The sequence below is a fragment of the Phycicoccus avicenniae genome, assembly GCF_050496545.1.
Classification (GTDB): domain Bacteria; phylum Actinomycetota; class Actinomycetes; order Actinomycetales; family Dermatophilaceae; genus Phycicoccus; species Phycicoccus avicenniae_A.
The window spans coordinates 1-15,135 of sequence record NZ_JBNVZV010000023.1 but is presented as its reverse complement, the minus strand read 5'-3'; the positions used below and the strand labels follow the sequence as shown (position 1 = coordinate 15,135).

Genomic DNA, 15,135 nt, shown 5'->3' with positions numbered 1-15,135 from the left:
CCCTGCGACCCGCGAGCGCGGTCCAACCCGAAGGCCGCGAGCGCAATCACGGCCAACGTGACAACGAGAAATAGCAACCACATGAGGTTCGCCTTCCTACTCGGACGTCCCGAACTCAGTGTGAGACCTGTTGCCGTCATCGACCATGGCCCGACCGAACTAGCCCCCGATCGCTGGGTGTCGCTTCGGGCTCGCCGCGACCCCAGCGGAAAAGTTGTGCGCTTTCCATGTGGCCCGCTCCGTCGCGACCGTCCCCGACAGCGGTTCACGATCTGAGGTGAACGGACTCGTCAGAGGGTCCTTCGCGACTCAACCCGGGCTCGCGGGCTGCCTTCGAGCTGGTAGCGCCGGAGCAAAGAGGGAGGAGCGAGACCCAACGCGAGCAGTTCCTGTACGGGTCGCGTGCGCAAGCGGCGCCGCTTGCAAACGGGGTGTCACGGACGGATGTAGCGGCGTTACTCGGCGGCTTCCCATCCGTCGTCGAAGCGGCTGACGAGCTGACTCGTGATCTCGGCGCTTTGGAGGATGACCGAGACGTCGTCGAAGCCGGCGAAGGACCCACTGGACCAGTTGTGGGATCCGAGGACGACCCTGTCGAGGTCCACGATCACAAACTTGGAGTGCAGTAGTCGGTGGGCAGGGTCTTGGCGCACGCGGACACCCCCGGCCTGTAGCAGCCGGCGAGCGCGGATGTTGACCACATTGGAGTTGTACGGGTCCTTCGGTCGGTCGCGGTCGAGCAGGACGCGAACCTCGACGCCACGGTTGACGGCGCTGGTGAGGGCGTCCATGAGTGTTTGAGTGCGCTGCCCGGCAGCGATATGGAACATGCAGACGTCGATGGCCTGCGACGCAGAATCCAGAAGATTGGTCAGCGAGAGGGGGTACTGACCGTCGGACAGGACCGATACGTCGCTGGGCTTCCACTGCAGAGCGTCGAGGGCTTGGCGTGGGGTAACGCGAGTGTGGCTGCGTGACGAATGAGCGGGGCTCGGGTGACCGGCGCACCAAGTGGCCAGCGCTTCCAGTGCTCCGAGGATCGCGTCGCCGCCGGTCGTCGCGACAGCGCGGTCTCGGACCGCCAGAAGGGCTTCGGTAGCACCTGCTGAACGGGGGACTGGACACGGGTTGGTCGTGTCGAACGCCAGAACTCCAAGAAGGCGGGCGGCATCTCTCGATCCGAGGCCGTCCACTCGTGCGGCGAGATCGTCCGCATCGGCGTACGGTCCGCCGGTGCGCCGTTCACGCACTATGCGTTCTGAGAGAACCGCCCCGATGATGGGAAGTTGTGCCAGTTCGCCAGCGCTTGCCCAGTTCACGTAGGTGATCGGAGACGAGGTCGCGTGCTCGATACTGCGGGTTGGGCTCGGGGTCCGGCTAACGCCGGACGGCAGGCGCGTGGCCGGCTGGTTGTGGGCGTGTAGGTAGGCCGTGCAGGCGTCGCGTAGTAGGTGTTCGGCCACGACGCTCAGATCTGGTTCTGTGCGTGAGACCGGCACGCCTCCGGCGGAACGAAAGACAGCACCGAGCGCACGTCGAGCGGGATCGAGAGTCGAGGGGGCCGGCTGCCCGCCCGCTTGGTACAGCGCAGCCGCGAGTCGGCTCGTTGCCAGCTCGGCCCAGTCCCATGTCGAGGCCATCACAGCCCCCCGGCCCGATGCCACTGGTCCTCGAACTTCTCGTGCAGGACACCGGCAAGCGCAGGGGAGTCGATGGCGACGCTGTCCTGCATCTGGGTTCCGGAGAAGGCACCCGGGGTCCAGTTGTGTGATCCCAGGAGCGCGATGTCGTCGGTGATGAGGAACTTCGCGTGGCTGCCGGTGGTGGGTGAGGCGGTGAGCCACCGCGCGGGCACGTTTGCCGCTATGAGAATGGCCCGGGCGGAGACCGCTGCTTGGGCGATGGGGAAGTTCTCGCGTGAGCCGCCGAGCACAACGCGCGTGTGCACGCCGCGCCAAGAAGCCGCAGACAGTGCCTCCACGAGGTCTTCGGTCCCCGCGTCTTCCTCGCCGGTGAGCTCGACGATGAACATGCTGAGCAGGCAGCGGGAGCGGGCCGCGTCGATCAGCGCGCGTGCCACCCCGGGATAGGCCGCGTCGCTGACAAGGGCCGCCCGAGCCGCGCCGGCCGATACGTGATTTGTCATGTCAGCGCCAACCGGCGATTCCGGCTTCGTCGAGTGCATGCCGGTGGGCCGCGTCTAGAAATGTGATCAAGGGGGGAATGCCCGGCCACCCTGCCTCAGCGATCGCCTGCCGACGGCGCAGCTCGATCCGGAACCGAATCTGGCGAGGAGTGGGAGGTGTGGGGATGTCCGCGAGGAGTTCATCGAGAAAGACTTACGTGGCCAAGAGCGCGATCAGCCGTCGGCGGTAGTGGATGAGGGCTCGGCGCCGTTTCTCGGCTCGCTCCCAGCACAGGGTTTCGCTTGATGTCAGCGTGCGCATCGCTCAACCTCCCTTGGACATCCACGGGTAGCTCGGCATGTCGCTCGGGGCGCCGGACTCCGTGGGGTTCTCGCAACCCTCGGCCAAGTCTTGCCCCACCCCAAGTCCGACGCTGCCGACCTCCCACTCTTCCTGGAAGTCGGGCATCTCCCATCCCAGCTGCTCCACCGTTGCGTGCAGCCCTTCGTGGATGGCCACGTTGATCGCGTCCTCAGCGTCACCAAAGAAGATGTCGGGGTTGAGGTGCACGGTGTCGTCGTTCGAGGTGTAGACACCTGCAGCGTCCTCGTACCCCGGTGGCATCTCATCGCTCCAGTTGGGGGCGTCGAACCCCCAAGACTCCAGCAGGTCGTTCACGAAGTCGCGCAGGTCCTCGAACTGCCCAGAGTTCGGCCCGTCGTCCCATCCATCGAGGACGTCGCAGATCCCCATCGGGAAAGTATCGAGCCCTGGCCGGGCTCTGTCCATGCCCCGAAAGAACCACCACGAAGTCCGTCGCCAAAGGTGCGAGCACGCTCGCCCAGAAGGGGTCGGCGCGCTGGGACGAAGGAACGTCGAAGAGTGAGGGCCGCACGGTCTTCGCTGCTCAGCGTCACCGCCTCGTCGTTCGGCAACAACCGTCGGCCTCCAAGCGTCGAGTCTCACGGCGCTTCGCCGTGCTCGTCCGTTACCGATCGGCGCCGACCTGTGGGGCCAGTTGCCTCTCCCGCCCTCAGAGCCCCGCCTGTTCTCATTCCTGGTGCTCACCAGGATCGACTCTGGAAGGGCCAACGCCGAAACCATAGTGGCCTTCGATCCTGAACCGACCGGGCACCGGTGGTCCACCACGAGAGGTTGCCCGACATCGCGACTTTGCTTCGGCACGCGTAGGGGCGTCGAGATTCTGCAGGCTGGCGGCTCCGTGACCGGCCTAACGACACCTGGAGAAGCGCGGAGATCGTGTACGGCGTGGTCGAGTTGTTCGGGGCCAACGGGGACCGACCTTGGCCTCTTACCTCGCAACCCACCAGCGGACGCGCCGAGGGCCACCGAGGACGACCTCGAGTCGACAGACCGTCAGGCTGACAGCGTGATGCGCCGAGTCGCCCAGTCCAACGACTGCACTTGCTCCCATGCCGACTCGGTGTCGTGGCGGTGCCACCGACGCAGTGCCTCGCCGAGCAGGAACGGCGCCATGGCCTGGTCGTCACGGTAGCCGAGCCCACCGCCGAGGCGCCGCGGCCCGTGCACCACGGAGGTGACGACCAGCGTCCCGACCCGCGACTCCCGGGGTGAGTCCTGGGCCGCCCGCACCTCGACGACCCGGCCGCTCTCCGAGCCGTCGTCACGGACCACCGCCGCGCCGAGCAGGTCACTGAGCAGACGGGCGCCCACCGGCAGCGTCAGGGCGGTGTCGTCGCGGGGGTGCGGGGCGAGGTCGCCGCCGAAGCGGTGCTTGCCCCCTCGGGCCCCGGGGATGCGACCGACGAGGTGGCGGCGCAGCCAGAGCTCGGCGTGGTCGCTCGCCGCCAGGTACTCCTCGGCCCAGCCGTCCACATGGACGGCCGACCCGATGGCCAGCACGTGGTCGAGAGGCAGGACGAGGGGACGCGGGTCCTCGGCTCGCTCGAGCCGGCGCCACACCGCTCGTCCCCACCGCCCAAGGGCACCGGGCTGGCGGTGCGACCAGGCACCCGGACCGCGCAGCACCGCCGTGGCGACGAGCCGTCCGTCGCGCTCCTCGAGGGCCACGTCGTCGACGTTGCCGAGCATCTCGAGCTCCCGGCCGAGCAGCTGGTGGTCGAGCAGCCGGAGCCCGAGCGAGAGCGGCGAGCCCGCCTCGAGAGGGCTACCGGGGGCCGGGTCGCGGGTCATGCGCCCGCCCCCGTCAGCAGCATGAGCGGGATCGCGGCCAGCGACGCCACGACCACGATGACGAGGTAGCCGGTGCCGAGCGCGTTGGCCAGCCGGCCGTTGACGTGCCGCCCGAGGTAGGTGCGGTCGTTGGCCACGACGAGGATGGGCAAGTAGGTCAGCGGTAGTGCGAGGGCACTGAACACGACTGAGTACTCTGTGACGAGGACGGGGTCGACGGTGGTCAGGAGGATGCCGACGCCGGCGATGCACGAGAGCAGCACGACGGTGTGGAAGCGCGCCGCCCGCAGCGGCTCGACGAACTTCCCCCACTGCCACCCGAAGTACTGCGAGACGCTGTAGCCCACGGACAGCCCGGTCTCGCACGCGGCGCCGAAGGTCGCAGCGAAGATCCCCACGAGGACGAGGACGAGCCCGAGGGTGCCGACGCCCGATAGGACGGGGAGGGCCACCTGGCCGAGGTTCGTGACCTCGATGCCGTGCGGCCGCAGGACCACCGCCGCGGCGGCGGCGATCGCCAGTGACAGCAGGCCACCGAGGGGAAAGCCGATGAACACGTTCGCGCGCATGGTGCGCAGGCTGTCCGGGCCCCAGTGCTCCTCGACCCCGCCGGAGGAGAAGAAGAACACCTCGTACGGTGTCATCGCGGCACCGAAGAGCGCCACGGCGTAGTACCAATAGGTCGTCCCCTCCTCGCTGCCGGGCACCGCGGGGTGGAGCGCGCCGGCGGCGAGGTCCCCCCAGTCCGGGCCGAGCCGCCAGACCGTCACCGCGAACACGATCAGGCACAGTCCGGCGAGACCGAACGCGTTCTCCAGCACAGAGAACCGCACCCGCCACAGGACCACCCATACGAGGACCCCCACGACCGGGACCCACAGGAGGTAGTGGATGCTCGTGGCCAGCTCGAGGGCCAGCGCCACGCCGCCGATCTCCGCCGTCAGGGTGAGGAAGGTGACCGCCATCGACCCCATCAGGGCCAGAAGGCCGACGCGCGGGCCGAGGCGCTCCCGGATCAGGTCGAAGGTGGCACGGCCGCTGACCGCCGCCACGCGTCCGCTCATCTCCGCGAAAACGCAGATGCCCAGGACCCCCACGGCGACGACCCAGGCGAGCGAGAGGCCGAAGCGCGAGCCCACCGTCGCGTTGGTCACGAGGTCACCGATGTCCACGAAGCCGCCGATGGCCGTCAGGACGCCGAGCGCCACGGCGAAGAGCCGCTTCACCCCAGCTCCTCGGCGAGGGCCTCGACCATGGCGGTGGCCGAGCGCAGCCCGGCGAGCGCGGTCCGTGTCGCGTCACGGTCCGAGCGCTCGACGGCGATGCGGAGCTCCTCGACGGCGGACGAGGCCTCGTCGAGCGCGTCGTTCGTCCGCTTCCGCAAGTCCTCGGACCGGGCGTCCGGTGGCTGCTGCCCCGCGAACCACTGGGACTCGGCTCCGACACCCTCCTCGCTGTCGGAGACGACGACGGACGTCACGGCGTGGGTCGCCCGGCCGTCCATCCAGAGCCCACCGGCCAGCTCGGCGGTCCGGGCCTCGCTGAGCGTGGACTCCAACGAGGCCTCAACGGCTTCCCGGTACGTGGTGAGGTCCATCGACGAGCAGGACGTGAGACCCAGGCAAAGCAGGACCATCAGCGGGATGCCGCTCAGGCTCGGGAGCCGCCCTGTCTTCATCACCCTGAAGGTCTATCGCCACCGAGGGTCCGACCGGGCCCTCGCGAGCGGACAGATTCCGACAGCCGGGAAAGGCGGGTGCTGACTGCTCGCCCGCCTTTAAGGACATCTCGCCGCGTGCGAGCCGACGGAGGACGTCAAGCAGATCGCGACTTCGGTCCGGTCTGTAGGCCATACCTGTGCGGTTCCCATGCAACCAGCCGGGGGTCCAGCGGCGACGGCTGAGCCGCAGTTACCGCGACGGGCCCTCGACCCCGGACATCCTGAGGCCCAGGACTCCACCGAAGGGCACGACGGTCGTCCAAGGGGTCGGGTGTCCGCCGTGGGCGAGGGCGGCCCGTATGACACCGAGGTGGGAGACGACGACGTCTCCCGGGCGGCAGGAGCCGAGGCCGGTCGCCACCCGAGTGGCCAGGTCGCTCACGCTCTCGCCGCCATGACCGCGGTACCGGAGCAGGTCGGCCGCCCACTGGTCGAGCTCCGCGCGGGGGATGTCCTTCCAGAAGCGTCCTTCCCAGGACCCGAAGTCGATCTCGGCAAACCGAGGGTCGACGACGATAGGGAGCCGAAGGTCGTCGGCCAGCAGCTGGGCGACGACGCGGGCGCGACGCAGCGGGCTGCTGACGACCCGCACGGTGCGGTGGCTGGGTGACTCTCCGGTGCCGGCAGTGAGCCGGTCCCGCAGCGCCGCGACGGCCGAGGCTGCCCGGCCCGGGTCGACCGCGAGGTCGGTTCGGCCGTAGCACCGACCCGCAGCCCCCTCGGGTTGCGGGTGTCGCACGAGCATCACAGGCACGCCAAGACCCCAAGCAGAACGCCCAGCTCACTGCACTGTTGCACCGCGCCCAGGCAGTCGCCGGTGTACCCGCCGAGCCGGCGCTCGTATAGGCAGCGCATGCCCAGGTGCCCCACGGTTGCACCGGCGGACCCGACGAGAGCTGCGTCCCATCCGGCGACGGCACCGAGCACCACCAGACCCGCGGCGGCACACGCGAGGTTCAGCGTTACGCCCAGCCCTCCGGCTCCCTGCGCCACGGGTTTGCCGGTGCCATGGTCACGCAAGTAGCGCGAGGTCTCCACGGCCAGGACGACCGATGCGCGGCTCATGGTATGGCCGGCCACGAGGGCCACGGCGGCGGCGCCCGCGGTCATCGACCCGAGCGTTAGGACCTTGGTCAGGAGGACGAGAACGAGCGCGACGGCACCGTAGGTGCCGATTCGGCTGTCGCGCATGATCTCCAGTGTTCGCTGACGGGTGCTACCGCCACCCAGCCCGTCTGCGGCGTCGGCCAGGCCATCCTCGTGAAAGGCCCCGGTCAGCAGCAGCACGGCGCCGGTCGAGGCCGCCGCGGAAACGAGCGGCGGCAGCACCAAGGAGGCGAGCCAGAGCACCCCGGCGCCAACACCGCCGATCAGCAGCCCGACGCATGCGAACCAGCGGATGGTGGCGGCCTGTGCCGCCTCGCTCCACGCAGGCCGGCCGACGGGCACGCGGGTGAGGAACTGGACCGCGAGACGGATGACGTCCCACTCCCTCACCCGGGCTCGATCCCTAGGTCCTCGAGGTCGGCCATGCCCGTCAGCATGGCCGCTGCCGACTGCAGCAGAGGCACGGCCAGCAGCGCTCCGGTTCCTTCGCCGAGCCGCAGCCCGAGGTCGAGGAGCGGATCGGCTCCAAGGGCCTCGAGCACGGCAGCGTGTCCGGCTTCGGCGGATCGATGCGCGAAGACGAAGGCGGAGCGGAGGGAGGGGTCGATGTCGAGCGCCGCGACCGCCGCGGCCCCGGCGACGAACCCGTCGACCAGCACGAGTCGGTTGCTCCGGGCGGCGCCGAGCATGGCGCCGGCCATCATGGCGATCTCAAACCCTCCGACCTCGGTGAGTGCCTGCTCGGCGGGCAGCTGCACTCCGCCGGTCGAAGTCCGGGCGGTGATGTCCGCAGCGCGGGCGACGCGGGCCACGACGCGCTCGAGGACCGCACGCTTTCGGGCGAGGGAGTCGTCGTCGATGCCCGTGCCCCGGCCGACGAGCGACGCCACTGGCAGGCCCAGCACCGTCGCGCAGACCAGGCTGGCGGCGGAGGTGTTGGCGATGCCCATCTCCCCGAACGACGCGATGTCGGTATCTGCTTCTGCGCCGAGGGTCAGTCCGGCATCGAGGGCGGCTCGGCACTGGTCGGGCGTCATCGCCGGGCCGGTCACGCTGTTGGCGGTGCCCGAGCCAATGCGGCGTGAGACGAGCCTCGGGTGGTCGAGTGGCGGACCGGATACACCTGCGTCGACGACCCGCACCTCGGCTCCCACCACGCGGGCAAAGACACTGGCTGCGGCCCGTCCGTCGAGGAAGGTGGCCAGCATGAGGCGGGTCACCCCGGCGGGGTACGCCGAGACGCCCTCGGCCGCGATGCCGTGGTCAGCGGCGATGATGGTGTGCAGACAGCGCGCGGCGCTGGGGGTGGTCGTGCCTTGGAGGGTGCCGAGCTGGACGGCGAGGTCCTCAAGTCGGCCCAGCGACCCGAGCGGTTTCGTCTTGCCGTCCACCAGGGCCCGGAGTCGATGCGACAGCCGGGAGTGGTCGGTTGGGTCCCGCGTCAGAGAGTGCGCACCGGAAGGCGTCCGCGTCATGGAGGTCACCGTAGTGTCACCCGTCTCGTGCCTGTCAGGGGCCAGGTCGTGCGCAGCCCACTGCGGGTTGTTCCTGCGCGAGGTGCGGCCAAGCCCGGCCGCGTCATCAGGATCGCGGGCTTCGAATGAGGGCCTCGATACGGGACAGTCGGGTCCGAGGGCTGGATGCATCGAGGACCGGGCGCAGGAGCTGCCGTCGCCGGGGAGGGGAGAGGGACTCGAACCCGGCGAGCACGTCTGCAGCGATCAAGGCCTCTCGGACGTCGTCCGGGATCGGTACTTCGTCGGGATCGACGGGGCGGAGGCGGCAACTGACCAAGTCACCAGGCCTGGCGTCGAGGCGGCGGAGGAGGGCTCGCCCGACATACACGAAGCTGTGGGGGATGACGTCCGCTCGGTTCACGCCGACGTTTACTGCGACACCCTCGAGGGCGCCGTGCACTCGACGGGTACGGGCATGTCGTGCCGCAAGGGCGAGGTCGTCATCCATCCTCAGGACCGTGTAGTTGTTGCGCCCCCACGGCAGCACCTCGAGCACAGAATCGAATTCGAACCACCGATCTGGGTCAGTCATGGGCAGCCCGGCGCTCGGATTGCTGGGGGAGCGGATCAGATCCACCACGATGACGGACAGGGTGACCGGTCATCGGTCAACCGACCCCGGGTTCGGGTCGTTGTGCCATGTCACGAGCAGCCGGTCACGGCTCAACGGGTGAGCCGCCAGCTCGACGAGACCCTGCACGCGGCCAGCTGTCGTGGTCTCGACATACGGTGTCCTCGGTCCGAGGTAGGGCTGCTGAGTGGAGAGTGCGGTTGCGTAGACATCCCATACCCCGCTCTCGAGCAAGCCGGGGTAGAGCCCGAGGAGGCGCCGCCCCGTCATGGTGGCGGTGCGCCGACCATCCAGGTCGACGGCCGCGGGATTCGCGTGCTCGACCAGGAGGTCGATCATGCGGCCGTCGGGGTCGCGCACGGCCGCCAGCAAAAGCGCAGGTGTCAGCATCATGTCGATGACCCGGTGGACGAGGAACGGTTGGTCCGGGTCTGCTTGAGGTCCTCGCGCGTCCGTCACGATGTCCGCGGCTACCTCGACCGCCTTGCGGTTCTGGTTCTGCGACAGGCGTGAGAGCTCGTCGAAGGCCTCGTCGGCGTCCAGGCCGTAACGTGCCATGAGGACGCCCTTGGCCTGGTCGAGGACGGCCCGGCGGGCCAGCGCGTCGGCGGTGCTAGGGCGGAGCGGTACCACCCAACCGGGCAGCACGTCGGCTCCGGCCGACGCTCCGTCGAGCAGAACCGCCGTGCTGAAGCGACGCCCGCCAAGAGCTGGCCACGCCAGGTCGATGAGACCGCCGGCGGCGCGGGCAGCGCCGCACGATTGCTGCAACCGCTCGAGCAGCCTCGCACCAGGTGTGCCGCCGTCGGATGCCAACGCCTGTAGAGAGTCCCAGGGGCCACGGCCGGCTTGGTCGGCCCAGCGCAGCCGGTCGGCGCCGGGGTCCCACGTGACAGGACCCCCGGCCGACCGTCCAGTCGTGGCGTCTGGGGCGCTCACCGGCAATCACCTCCCTACCCGAGGATGGCAGAGTCGGCAGTTCAGGTGTGAGCCGTTCTTCTGGTTCGTGGTCCGTGCAGGATCGACAGGGCACCGACGGGATGGGTGAAGCGGGGACGGTCGGCCCTCGATGTCACCATCAGGCCGCCTGTGGCGGGTCGGGGTGCTGAGTCCACCATCAGGTCGCGCGGGCGGCGGTGCCGGGTGAACGCGGCGAGATGGTCGGTAGCTCGCCGGTGTCCGCCACGTCGGCGGCAAGGTCGCGCAGCTTGACGTTGAGGTGCTGACTCGCTGTCCGCAGGAGTTCGAAGCCGGTGTGCCGGTCGACCTGATGGCGAGCCATGAGGATGCCGACCGCTATGCCAATGAGACGGCTGCTGTCGAGCGCGCGCTCGAGATTGGCGACATCGCCAGCACGGAGTGTCTGCTCTAGGGATAGGGCTACGTACGGCGCGAGTATTGAGCTGACGCCGACATCGAGGTCGTCGAACGCGCCGGGCGAGGGTGCATAGAAGTTGAGCGCCCCCCGGTCCCCGCCGGAAAGGTCGAGGCGGACGGCAAGCATGCTGGCCACTCCCTGTTCCTTGGCGCAGCGCGTGACGAACGTCGGCCATCTGGCGTCCGCGACCAGATGCGGGCTACGGACGACATCGTGCCCGGTGGCGGCGTCGAGGCAGGGCCCCTCGCCCACCGAGTACTGCAGCGTATCGACGGCTCTCGGCAGCTCGTCGGTGGCGGCGATCGTCCTCGGACCTCGGTCCCGTCGGATGAGGGTGATCCCGGCGTGGTGGCTGTGTGGGAGGACCTCCGCAGCCAAGGCCACTAGCCGCTCCGGTTGCAGGCGACCGTCGTGGGCGAGGCGCTCCCGGAGCTGGCCGAGGAGCGGTGACCAGGGATCGGGCGCGGGCGCGGTGTCTCTGGTGGGGTCGAACATGAATCATCCTGACGTACACCTGGTCCTGGCCGTTGTTGCGACCTCCAGATCAGCTCCGACATTACGGCACGACAGTAGGGACCGCCCAACGTGCTCGGACCACGGAACGAGAGCCAGCTGAGGGCGCCGTCGGCAGTCTGAGTGCGCGTCGTCCAGCCCTAGGAGGCGAGGGCATGCTGCAGGACGTCGTCGACGTCCGGGGCTGTTCTGGCTCCAAGGTTGCAGGAGTTTGCGAGGCTCCGCTGCGAAGGTCTGGCCGAACGGGCTGAGGCGCAGTAGCCGACCACGGCCGCGTGAGGGGTCAGGGTGCGACTTTGCGCACCTCTAGGCGCACCGGCCCGGTGACAAGGTCCCGCCTCCTGGCGGATGGTGCCGAGGCGCCGCATCAACTTGGCCCCGTCCGTGCGCTGTCGTGCGTCGGGGTCACGTGGCGTCTCTACCGATCGGGTTCTGTGTCCGCCCCCGGCGGTGGGTTGGGTGGACTGTTGTCAAAGCGATCGACCAGCCGAGGAAGCGCCGCCCAGAGGCCCGTGAGGACAATGAGTGCCACGCCGCCCGCGATGAACGACTCGGTCGCTCCGACGACGACGTCGACGACGAGAGTGACGACCCCAGATACCGTCAAGCTCAACGTCGCAAGCCCGGCAATCGCAAGTCGGTTCCCCGACTACACAAGTAGCTCCCGACGTCGTCGGCGGAAAAGCACTCGGTGGAACGCGACCGGCGCCACAACGAGCCCGGTGCACAGGACCGACCCGAAGAGCACCGCGAGGTAGAGACCTCTCTGGAAACCGGTCAAGCCGTCGAACCGAGATGAGAACGGCACCGTGAGGAGGAGCCCGGTGAGGATCTGGACACCGGTCTGGGTGACCCGGATCTCTTGGAGGAGCTCGTCCCAGTTTCGAGTCAAGGTCCCTTGCGAGGGTGGTGCGTCGTCGGCGCTCTTGTCTGCTTTGCCGCGGCATCCGTCGCTTGTGGACATGGGCTATTGCGGTCCTCGTGGTCGTTGGCGAGCTGGCTCTTGAGCGCCGGCGCATGGTCGGAGATGCCGTGGCCGCGAGAGCCCCTGTTTTCGTCCGGCCACCGTAGTCGGTCGCGGTGCCATCGCCTGGCCTGGTCGCGGCCTAGGCACTGGTGCTCCTCAGGTGCTGACGATGGACAACGTCGTTCTACCCCCCCATGACTGGAGGATTGCGCGTGGAGGGAAAGCGTTGAAGCCGATCGTGCTCTGCCAAGTCGCCGAGTCATGCACGGGCCGGTCAAGCGACGGGATCTCGAGGAGTAGTGGTGCACTGTGACGTCGTCACTGCGAAAGCAGAAGGTCGAGACGATCGAGCAGTGCCTCGAGAGCACGCTCGAACTCTTCGTCGGTGTGGTCCTCCGACAGCAGCGCGGCAGTGCGCATGATGGAGGGGTAGTCCTCGACGGAGGGGCCGTCACCGGGTGGTCGGATGTCGGCACCGCCCTCGTCCAGTGGCTCCTCCACGGGTGAGGTGGTCGCGCCGAGGGTGGAGACCTCGAGCAGGAGGTGGCCGAGCAGAAAGCTGGTGAAGATGCGGTAGGTCTCGACAGCTTGCGCGTCGGTGAACCCCCGGCGGGTGAGGCCCTCGAGGAACTGATCGACCACCCGCAGGCTGCGCAGCGGCGGGCGCAGCCATGGCGCTGCCGGGTGCCGGGTGGCCACGAGTGGGAACACGGCCGGATGTGCCGTGGCGACGGCTCGCACCGAATGGGCCATCCACTGCAGGAAGGCCTGCCACCCATCGGCCGGCTCGAGGACCCGGCCGGGGTCGACGGCGATGCGGTCGACGAGCGTGTCGACCACGCCTTCGAGAAGGTCCTCGCGCCCGTTGACGTAGCGGTAAAGGGCCATCGCCTCAACGCCCAGGCGCCCCCCGAGCGAACGCATGGTCAGCGCCCCGAGTCCGTGGTCATCGATCATCGAGATGGCCTCCTCGATGATTTCTTCGCGGCCTAGGGCGCCTCGCGCGAAAGCCCGCTCTTCCAAGGTGTCGCGCTCATGGTCACTCACCGCTTCTCCCTTCGACCCTCTGTGTACGACCACCGTGCCACTACCCGGACCCTCTCGGTACGACCATCGTGCCACTACCCGGAAGGTCGGCGCCCGACGCGTGCATGCGGGCCATAGCCCTGCACGAAGGCGTGGTTTACAACGTAAACGCGAGGGGTAGAGCGTCGGGGTCGCGCCGACCGGCGCCGAACCCACGCGCCTCTCGGCGAGTGGGACGACCTCGAAAGGGAAACCATGACCGACGCACTGTCCGACGCGCTGGCGGCTGTAGCCACCTTCGTCCCTCGACTCTTGCTGTTCCTCGTCATCCTCGTCATCGGGTTCATCGTCGCCAAGGTGCTGTCCAAGGCCGTGGCCACCATCCTCGGCCGGGTGGGCTTCGACCGAGCCATCGAGCGCGGCGGCGTCGGCCGGGTCCTGGAGTCATCGAAGTACGACCCCTCGGACATCCTGGCCAAGCTCGTCTACTACGCGGTCTTGCTCTTCACCCTGCAGCTGGCCTTCAGCGCTTTCGGCCCCAACCCGATCAGCGAGCTGTTGACCGCGATCATCGCCTTCCTCCCCAAGGCCTTTGTCGCGATCGTCATCATCGTGGTCGCCGCGGCGGTCGCGGCTGCCGTCAAGGGCCTGATCCAGAACACCATCGGCGGCCTGTCGTACGGCAAGACCCTCGCCACCATCGCCGGAGTCTTCATCCTCGGGCTCGGCATCATCGCCGCGCTCAACCAGGTCGGCATCGCCACCACGGTGACCACCCCCGTCCTCATCGCCGTCCTCGCCACCATCGCCGGGATCCTCGTCGTCGGCGTGGGTGGCGGTCTGGTCAAGCCGATGCAGTCGCGCTGGGAGGACTACCTGAGCAAGGCCGAGGAGGAGGCGCCCCGGATGCGGGCGCACGCCGCCGGCGCCCCGAGCGTCAAGGAGCAGGCCCAGGACGCAGCCCAGCAGGCGCGCGTCGGCACTCAGCGTGCACGTCGTCCGATCACCGGCTCCGCCGGGCAGGGGACCGCCAGCCCGGACCCCGCCTCTGCCCCGCACCGCCCGTGACGGGCCCACCGGCCCATCACCTTCGGAAGGACCCGCCATGGAAAATCGAGACACCATCCACGACACCACCGCGAAGCGGCACGACGTCGTGCGCGCCGAGAAGGAACAGTTCGGAGGGATCAAGTTCGGCGCCGCCTTCTTCGGGTGGTTGACCGCCACCGGCACCGCCGTCCTGCTTACGGCGCTGGTCGCCGCCGCCGGCGCAGCCGTGGGCGTCGCCACCGACACCGACGTGAGCACAGCGACCGACCAGGCCACCAGCGACCCCGGCACCATCGGCCTCGTCGGCGGGATCGCCCTGCTCGTTGTGCTGTTCGTCGCCTACTACTGCGGCGGGTACGTCGCCGGTCGCATGTCCCGCTTCAACGGCGCCAAGCAGGGTGTCGCGGTCTGGCTGTGGTCGATCGTCATCGCCCTGGTCCTCGCCGCGGTCGGCGCCGTCGCGGGCGACCAGTACAACGTCCTCGGCAAGCTCAACAGCTTCCCGCGGCTCCCCGTCGGCGAGGGCGACATCGGCACCGCAGGGCTCCTCGCGCTCCTCGGTGTGGTCGTCGTCAGCCTGGTCGGCGCCGTCCTCGGCGGACTGGCCGGGATGCGCTTCCACCGCAAGGTCGACCGAGCCGGGCTCGGCGACTGACCCACCCGTCCGGGCCGACCCGGTCCGGCCGATCGACACCCAACGAAGGAGATCACATGCAGCTCGACAAGCAGCAGATCATCGACGCCCTCAAGAACCGCGGCGACCACGACCAGGCGCAGCAGGCGCAGGACGACCTGCCGGACCAGGTCGACACCGACCAGCACTCCGACCTGCTCGCCCGCTTCGGCGTCGACCCCGGCGACCTCGGCGGAGCCGCCGGCGGGCTCGGCGACAAGATCGGCCTCTGAATTCCTGGGGTGGGGGGGGGGGGGGGGGGGGCGGGGGGGGGGGGGTGTGTGGGGGGGGCGGGGGGGGGGGGGGGGGGGG

Annotated in this window: 16 protein-coding genes and 1 pseudogene; 3 read left to right on the top strand and 14 right to left on the bottom strand. The window is 69.1% G+C overall.

The window, feature by feature from the left end:
• Positions 1–455: 455 nt before the first annotated feature.
• The 14 genes and pseudogenes from ACQZ2A_RS16715 to ACQZ2A_RS16650 form a co-directional block, all read right to left on the bottom strand.
• Positions 456–1,319 carry a phospholipase D-like domain-containing protein gene (locus ACQZ2A_RS16715; RefSeq protein ID WP_430213415.1) on the bottom strand — a complete coding sequence of 288 codons (864 nt, stop codon included), beginning with the start codon at positions 1,317–1,319 and terminating at the stop codon, positions 456–458.
• Between the two features lie 320 nt (positions 1,320–1,639).
• Complete coding sequence (locus ACQZ2A_RS16710) at positions 1,640–2,185, bottom strand: phospholipase D family protein (RefSeq protein ID WP_430213413.1); 546 nt, start codon at positions 2,183–2,185, stop codon at positions 1,640–1,642.
• 265 nt (positions 2,186–2,450) lie between these two features.
• Positions 2,451–2,879 carry a hypothetical protein gene (locus ACQZ2A_RS16705; RefSeq protein WP_430213411.1) on the bottom strand — a complete coding sequence of 143 codons (429 nt, stop codon included), beginning with the start codon at positions 2,877–2,879 and terminating at the stop codon, positions 2,451–2,453.
• A gap of 624 nt (positions 2,880–3,503) precedes the next feature.
• Complete coding sequence (locus ACQZ2A_RS16700; protein WP_430213410.1) at positions 3,504–4,301, bottom strand: hypothetical protein; 798 nt, start codon at positions 4,299–4,301, stop codon at positions 3,504–3,506.
• Positions 4,298–5,527, bottom strand: coding sequence for an Nramp family divalent metal transporter (locus ACQZ2A_RS16695; protein WP_430213408.1), 1,230 nt, complete (start codon positions 5,525–5,527; stop codon positions 4,298–4,300). Before ACQZ2A_RS16695 ends, ACQZ2A_RS16700 begins: the two co-directional genes overlap by 4 nt.
• Complete coding sequence (locus ACQZ2A_RS16690; protein ID WP_430213407.1) at positions 5,524–5,982, bottom strand: hypothetical protein; 459 nt, start codon at positions 5,980–5,982, stop codon at positions 5,524–5,526. Before ACQZ2A_RS16690 ends, ACQZ2A_RS16695 begins: the two co-directional genes overlap by 4 nt.
• A 229-nt stretch (positions 5,983–6,211) precedes the next feature.
• Positions 6,212–6,766 carry a histidine phosphatase family protein gene (locus tag ACQZ2A_RS16685; RefSeq protein ID WP_430213505.1) on the bottom strand — a complete coding sequence of 185 codons (555 nt, stop codon included), beginning with the start codon at positions 6,764–6,766 and terminating at the stop codon, positions 6,212–6,214.
• On the bottom strand, positions 6,766–7,518 hold the full coding sequence (gene cobS, locus ACQZ2A_RS16680) for an adenosylcobinamide-GDP ribazoletransferase (RefSeq protein ID WP_430213406.1): 753 nt from the start codon (positions 7,516–7,518) through the stop codon (positions 6,766–6,768). The genes ACQZ2A_RS16685 and cobS overlap by 1 nt, the downstream gene beginning before the upstream one ends.
• Entirely contained in the window at positions 7,515–8,603 is a 1,089-nt protein-coding gene (gene cobT, locus ACQZ2A_RS16675; RefSeq protein ID WP_430213404.1) for a nicotinate-nucleotide--dimethylbenzimidazole phosphoribosyltransferase, read from the bottom strand. Before cobT ends, cobS begins: the two co-directional genes overlap by 4 nt.
• Positions 8,604–8,709: 106 nt before the next feature.
• A complete protein-coding gene (locus ACQZ2A_RS16670; protein WP_430213504.1) occupies positions 8,710–9,093 on the bottom strand; it encodes a YdeI/OmpD-associated family protein in 384 nt (127 codons plus the stop codon).
• Between the two features lie 153 nt (positions 9,094–9,246).
• Positions 9,247–10,155: an ANTAR domain-containing protein gene (locus ACQZ2A_RS16665; RefSeq protein ID WP_430213403.1), complete on the bottom strand. Its 909-nt coding sequence runs from the start codon at positions 10,153–10,155 to the stop codon at positions 9,247–9,249.
• A 178-nt stretch (positions 10,156–10,333) separates the two neighbouring features.
• A complete protein-coding gene (locus tag ACQZ2A_RS16660) occupies positions 10,334–11,089 on the bottom strand; it encodes a GAF and ANTAR domain-containing protein (protein ID WP_430213401.1) in 756 nt (251 codons plus the stop codon).
• A gap of 436 nt (positions 11,090–11,525) precedes the next feature.
• Positions 11,526–12,071 (bottom strand): annotated as a pseudogene (locus ACQZ2A_RS16655) (DUF6328 family protein).
• Between the two features lie 321 nt (positions 12,072–12,392).
• Complete coding sequence (locus tag ACQZ2A_RS16650; RefSeq protein ID WP_430213399.1) at positions 12,393–13,121, bottom strand: TetR/AcrR family transcriptional regulator; 729 nt, start codon at positions 13,119–13,121, stop codon at positions 12,393–12,395.
• A 234-nt stretch (positions 13,122–13,355) separates the two neighbouring features.
• On the opposite strand from ACQZ2A_RS16650, the gene ACQZ2A_RS16645 reads away from it, so the two are divergent.
• From ACQZ2A_RS16645 to ACQZ2A_RS16635, 3 genes are read left to right on the top strand one after another with little or no spacing between them, the layout of a single operon-like run.
• On the top strand, positions 13,356–14,168 hold the full coding sequence (locus ACQZ2A_RS16645; protein WP_430213397.1) for a mechanosensitive ion channel family protein: 813 nt from the start codon (positions 13,356–13,358) through the stop codon (positions 14,166–14,168).
• Positions 14,169–14,205: 37 nt separating this feature from the next.
• Positions 14,206–14,805 carry a hypothetical protein gene (locus tag ACQZ2A_RS16640; RefSeq protein ID WP_430213395.1) on the top strand — a complete coding sequence of 200 codons (600 nt, stop codon included), beginning with the start codon at positions 14,206–14,208 and terminating at the stop codon, positions 14,803–14,805.
• 56 nt (positions 14,806–14,861) lie between these two features.
• Entirely contained in the window at positions 14,862–15,056 is a 195-nt protein-coding gene (locus ACQZ2A_RS16635) for a hypothetical protein (protein WP_430213393.1), read from the top strand.
• Positions 15,057–15,135: the final 79 nt, after the last annotated feature.

Excerpts from the sequence above, each read along its gene's own strand:
- ACQZ2A_RS16635 (WP_430213393.1), top strand. The coding sequence starts at position 14,862 with ATGCAGCTCGACAAGCAGCAGATCATCGACGCCCTCAAGAACCGCGGC.
- ACQZ2A_RS16640 (WP_430213395.1), top strand. The coding sequence starts at position 14,206 with ATGGAAAATCGAGACACCATCCACGACACCACCGCGAAGCGGCACGAC.
- cobT (WP_430213404.1), bottom strand. The coding sequence starts at position 8,603 with ATGACGCGGACGCCTTCCGGTGCGCACTCTCTGACGCGGGACCCAACC.
- ACQZ2A_RS16685 (WP_430213505.1), bottom strand. The coding sequence starts at position 6,766 with ATGCTCGTGCGACACCCGCAACCCGAGGGGGCTGCGGGTCGGTGCTAC.
- ACQZ2A_RS16660 (WP_430213401.1), bottom strand. The coding sequence starts at position 11,089 with ATGTTCGACCCCACCAGAGACACCGCGCCCGCGCCCGATCCCTGGTCA.
- ACQZ2A_RS16645 (WP_430213397.1), top strand. The coding sequence starts at position 13,356 with ATGACCGACGCACTGTCCGACGCGCTGGCGGCTGTAGCCACCTTCGTC.
- ACQZ2A_RS16710 (WP_430213413.1), bottom strand. The coding sequence starts at position 2,185 with ATGCACTCGACGAAGCCGGAATCGCCGGTTGGCGCTGACATGACAAAT.
- ACQZ2A_RS16670 (WP_430213504.1), bottom strand. The coding sequence starts at position 9,093 with ATGGATGACGACCTCGCCCTTGCGGCACGACATGCCCGTACCCGTCGA.
- ACQZ2A_RS16705 (WP_430213411.1), bottom strand. The coding sequence starts at position 2,879 with ATGGGGATCTGCGACGTCCTCGATGGATGGGACGACGGGCCGAACTCT.
- ACQZ2A_RS16700 (WP_430213410.1), bottom strand. The coding sequence starts at position 4,301 with ATGACCCGCGACCCGGCCCCCGGTAGCCCTCTCGAGGCGGGCTCGCCG.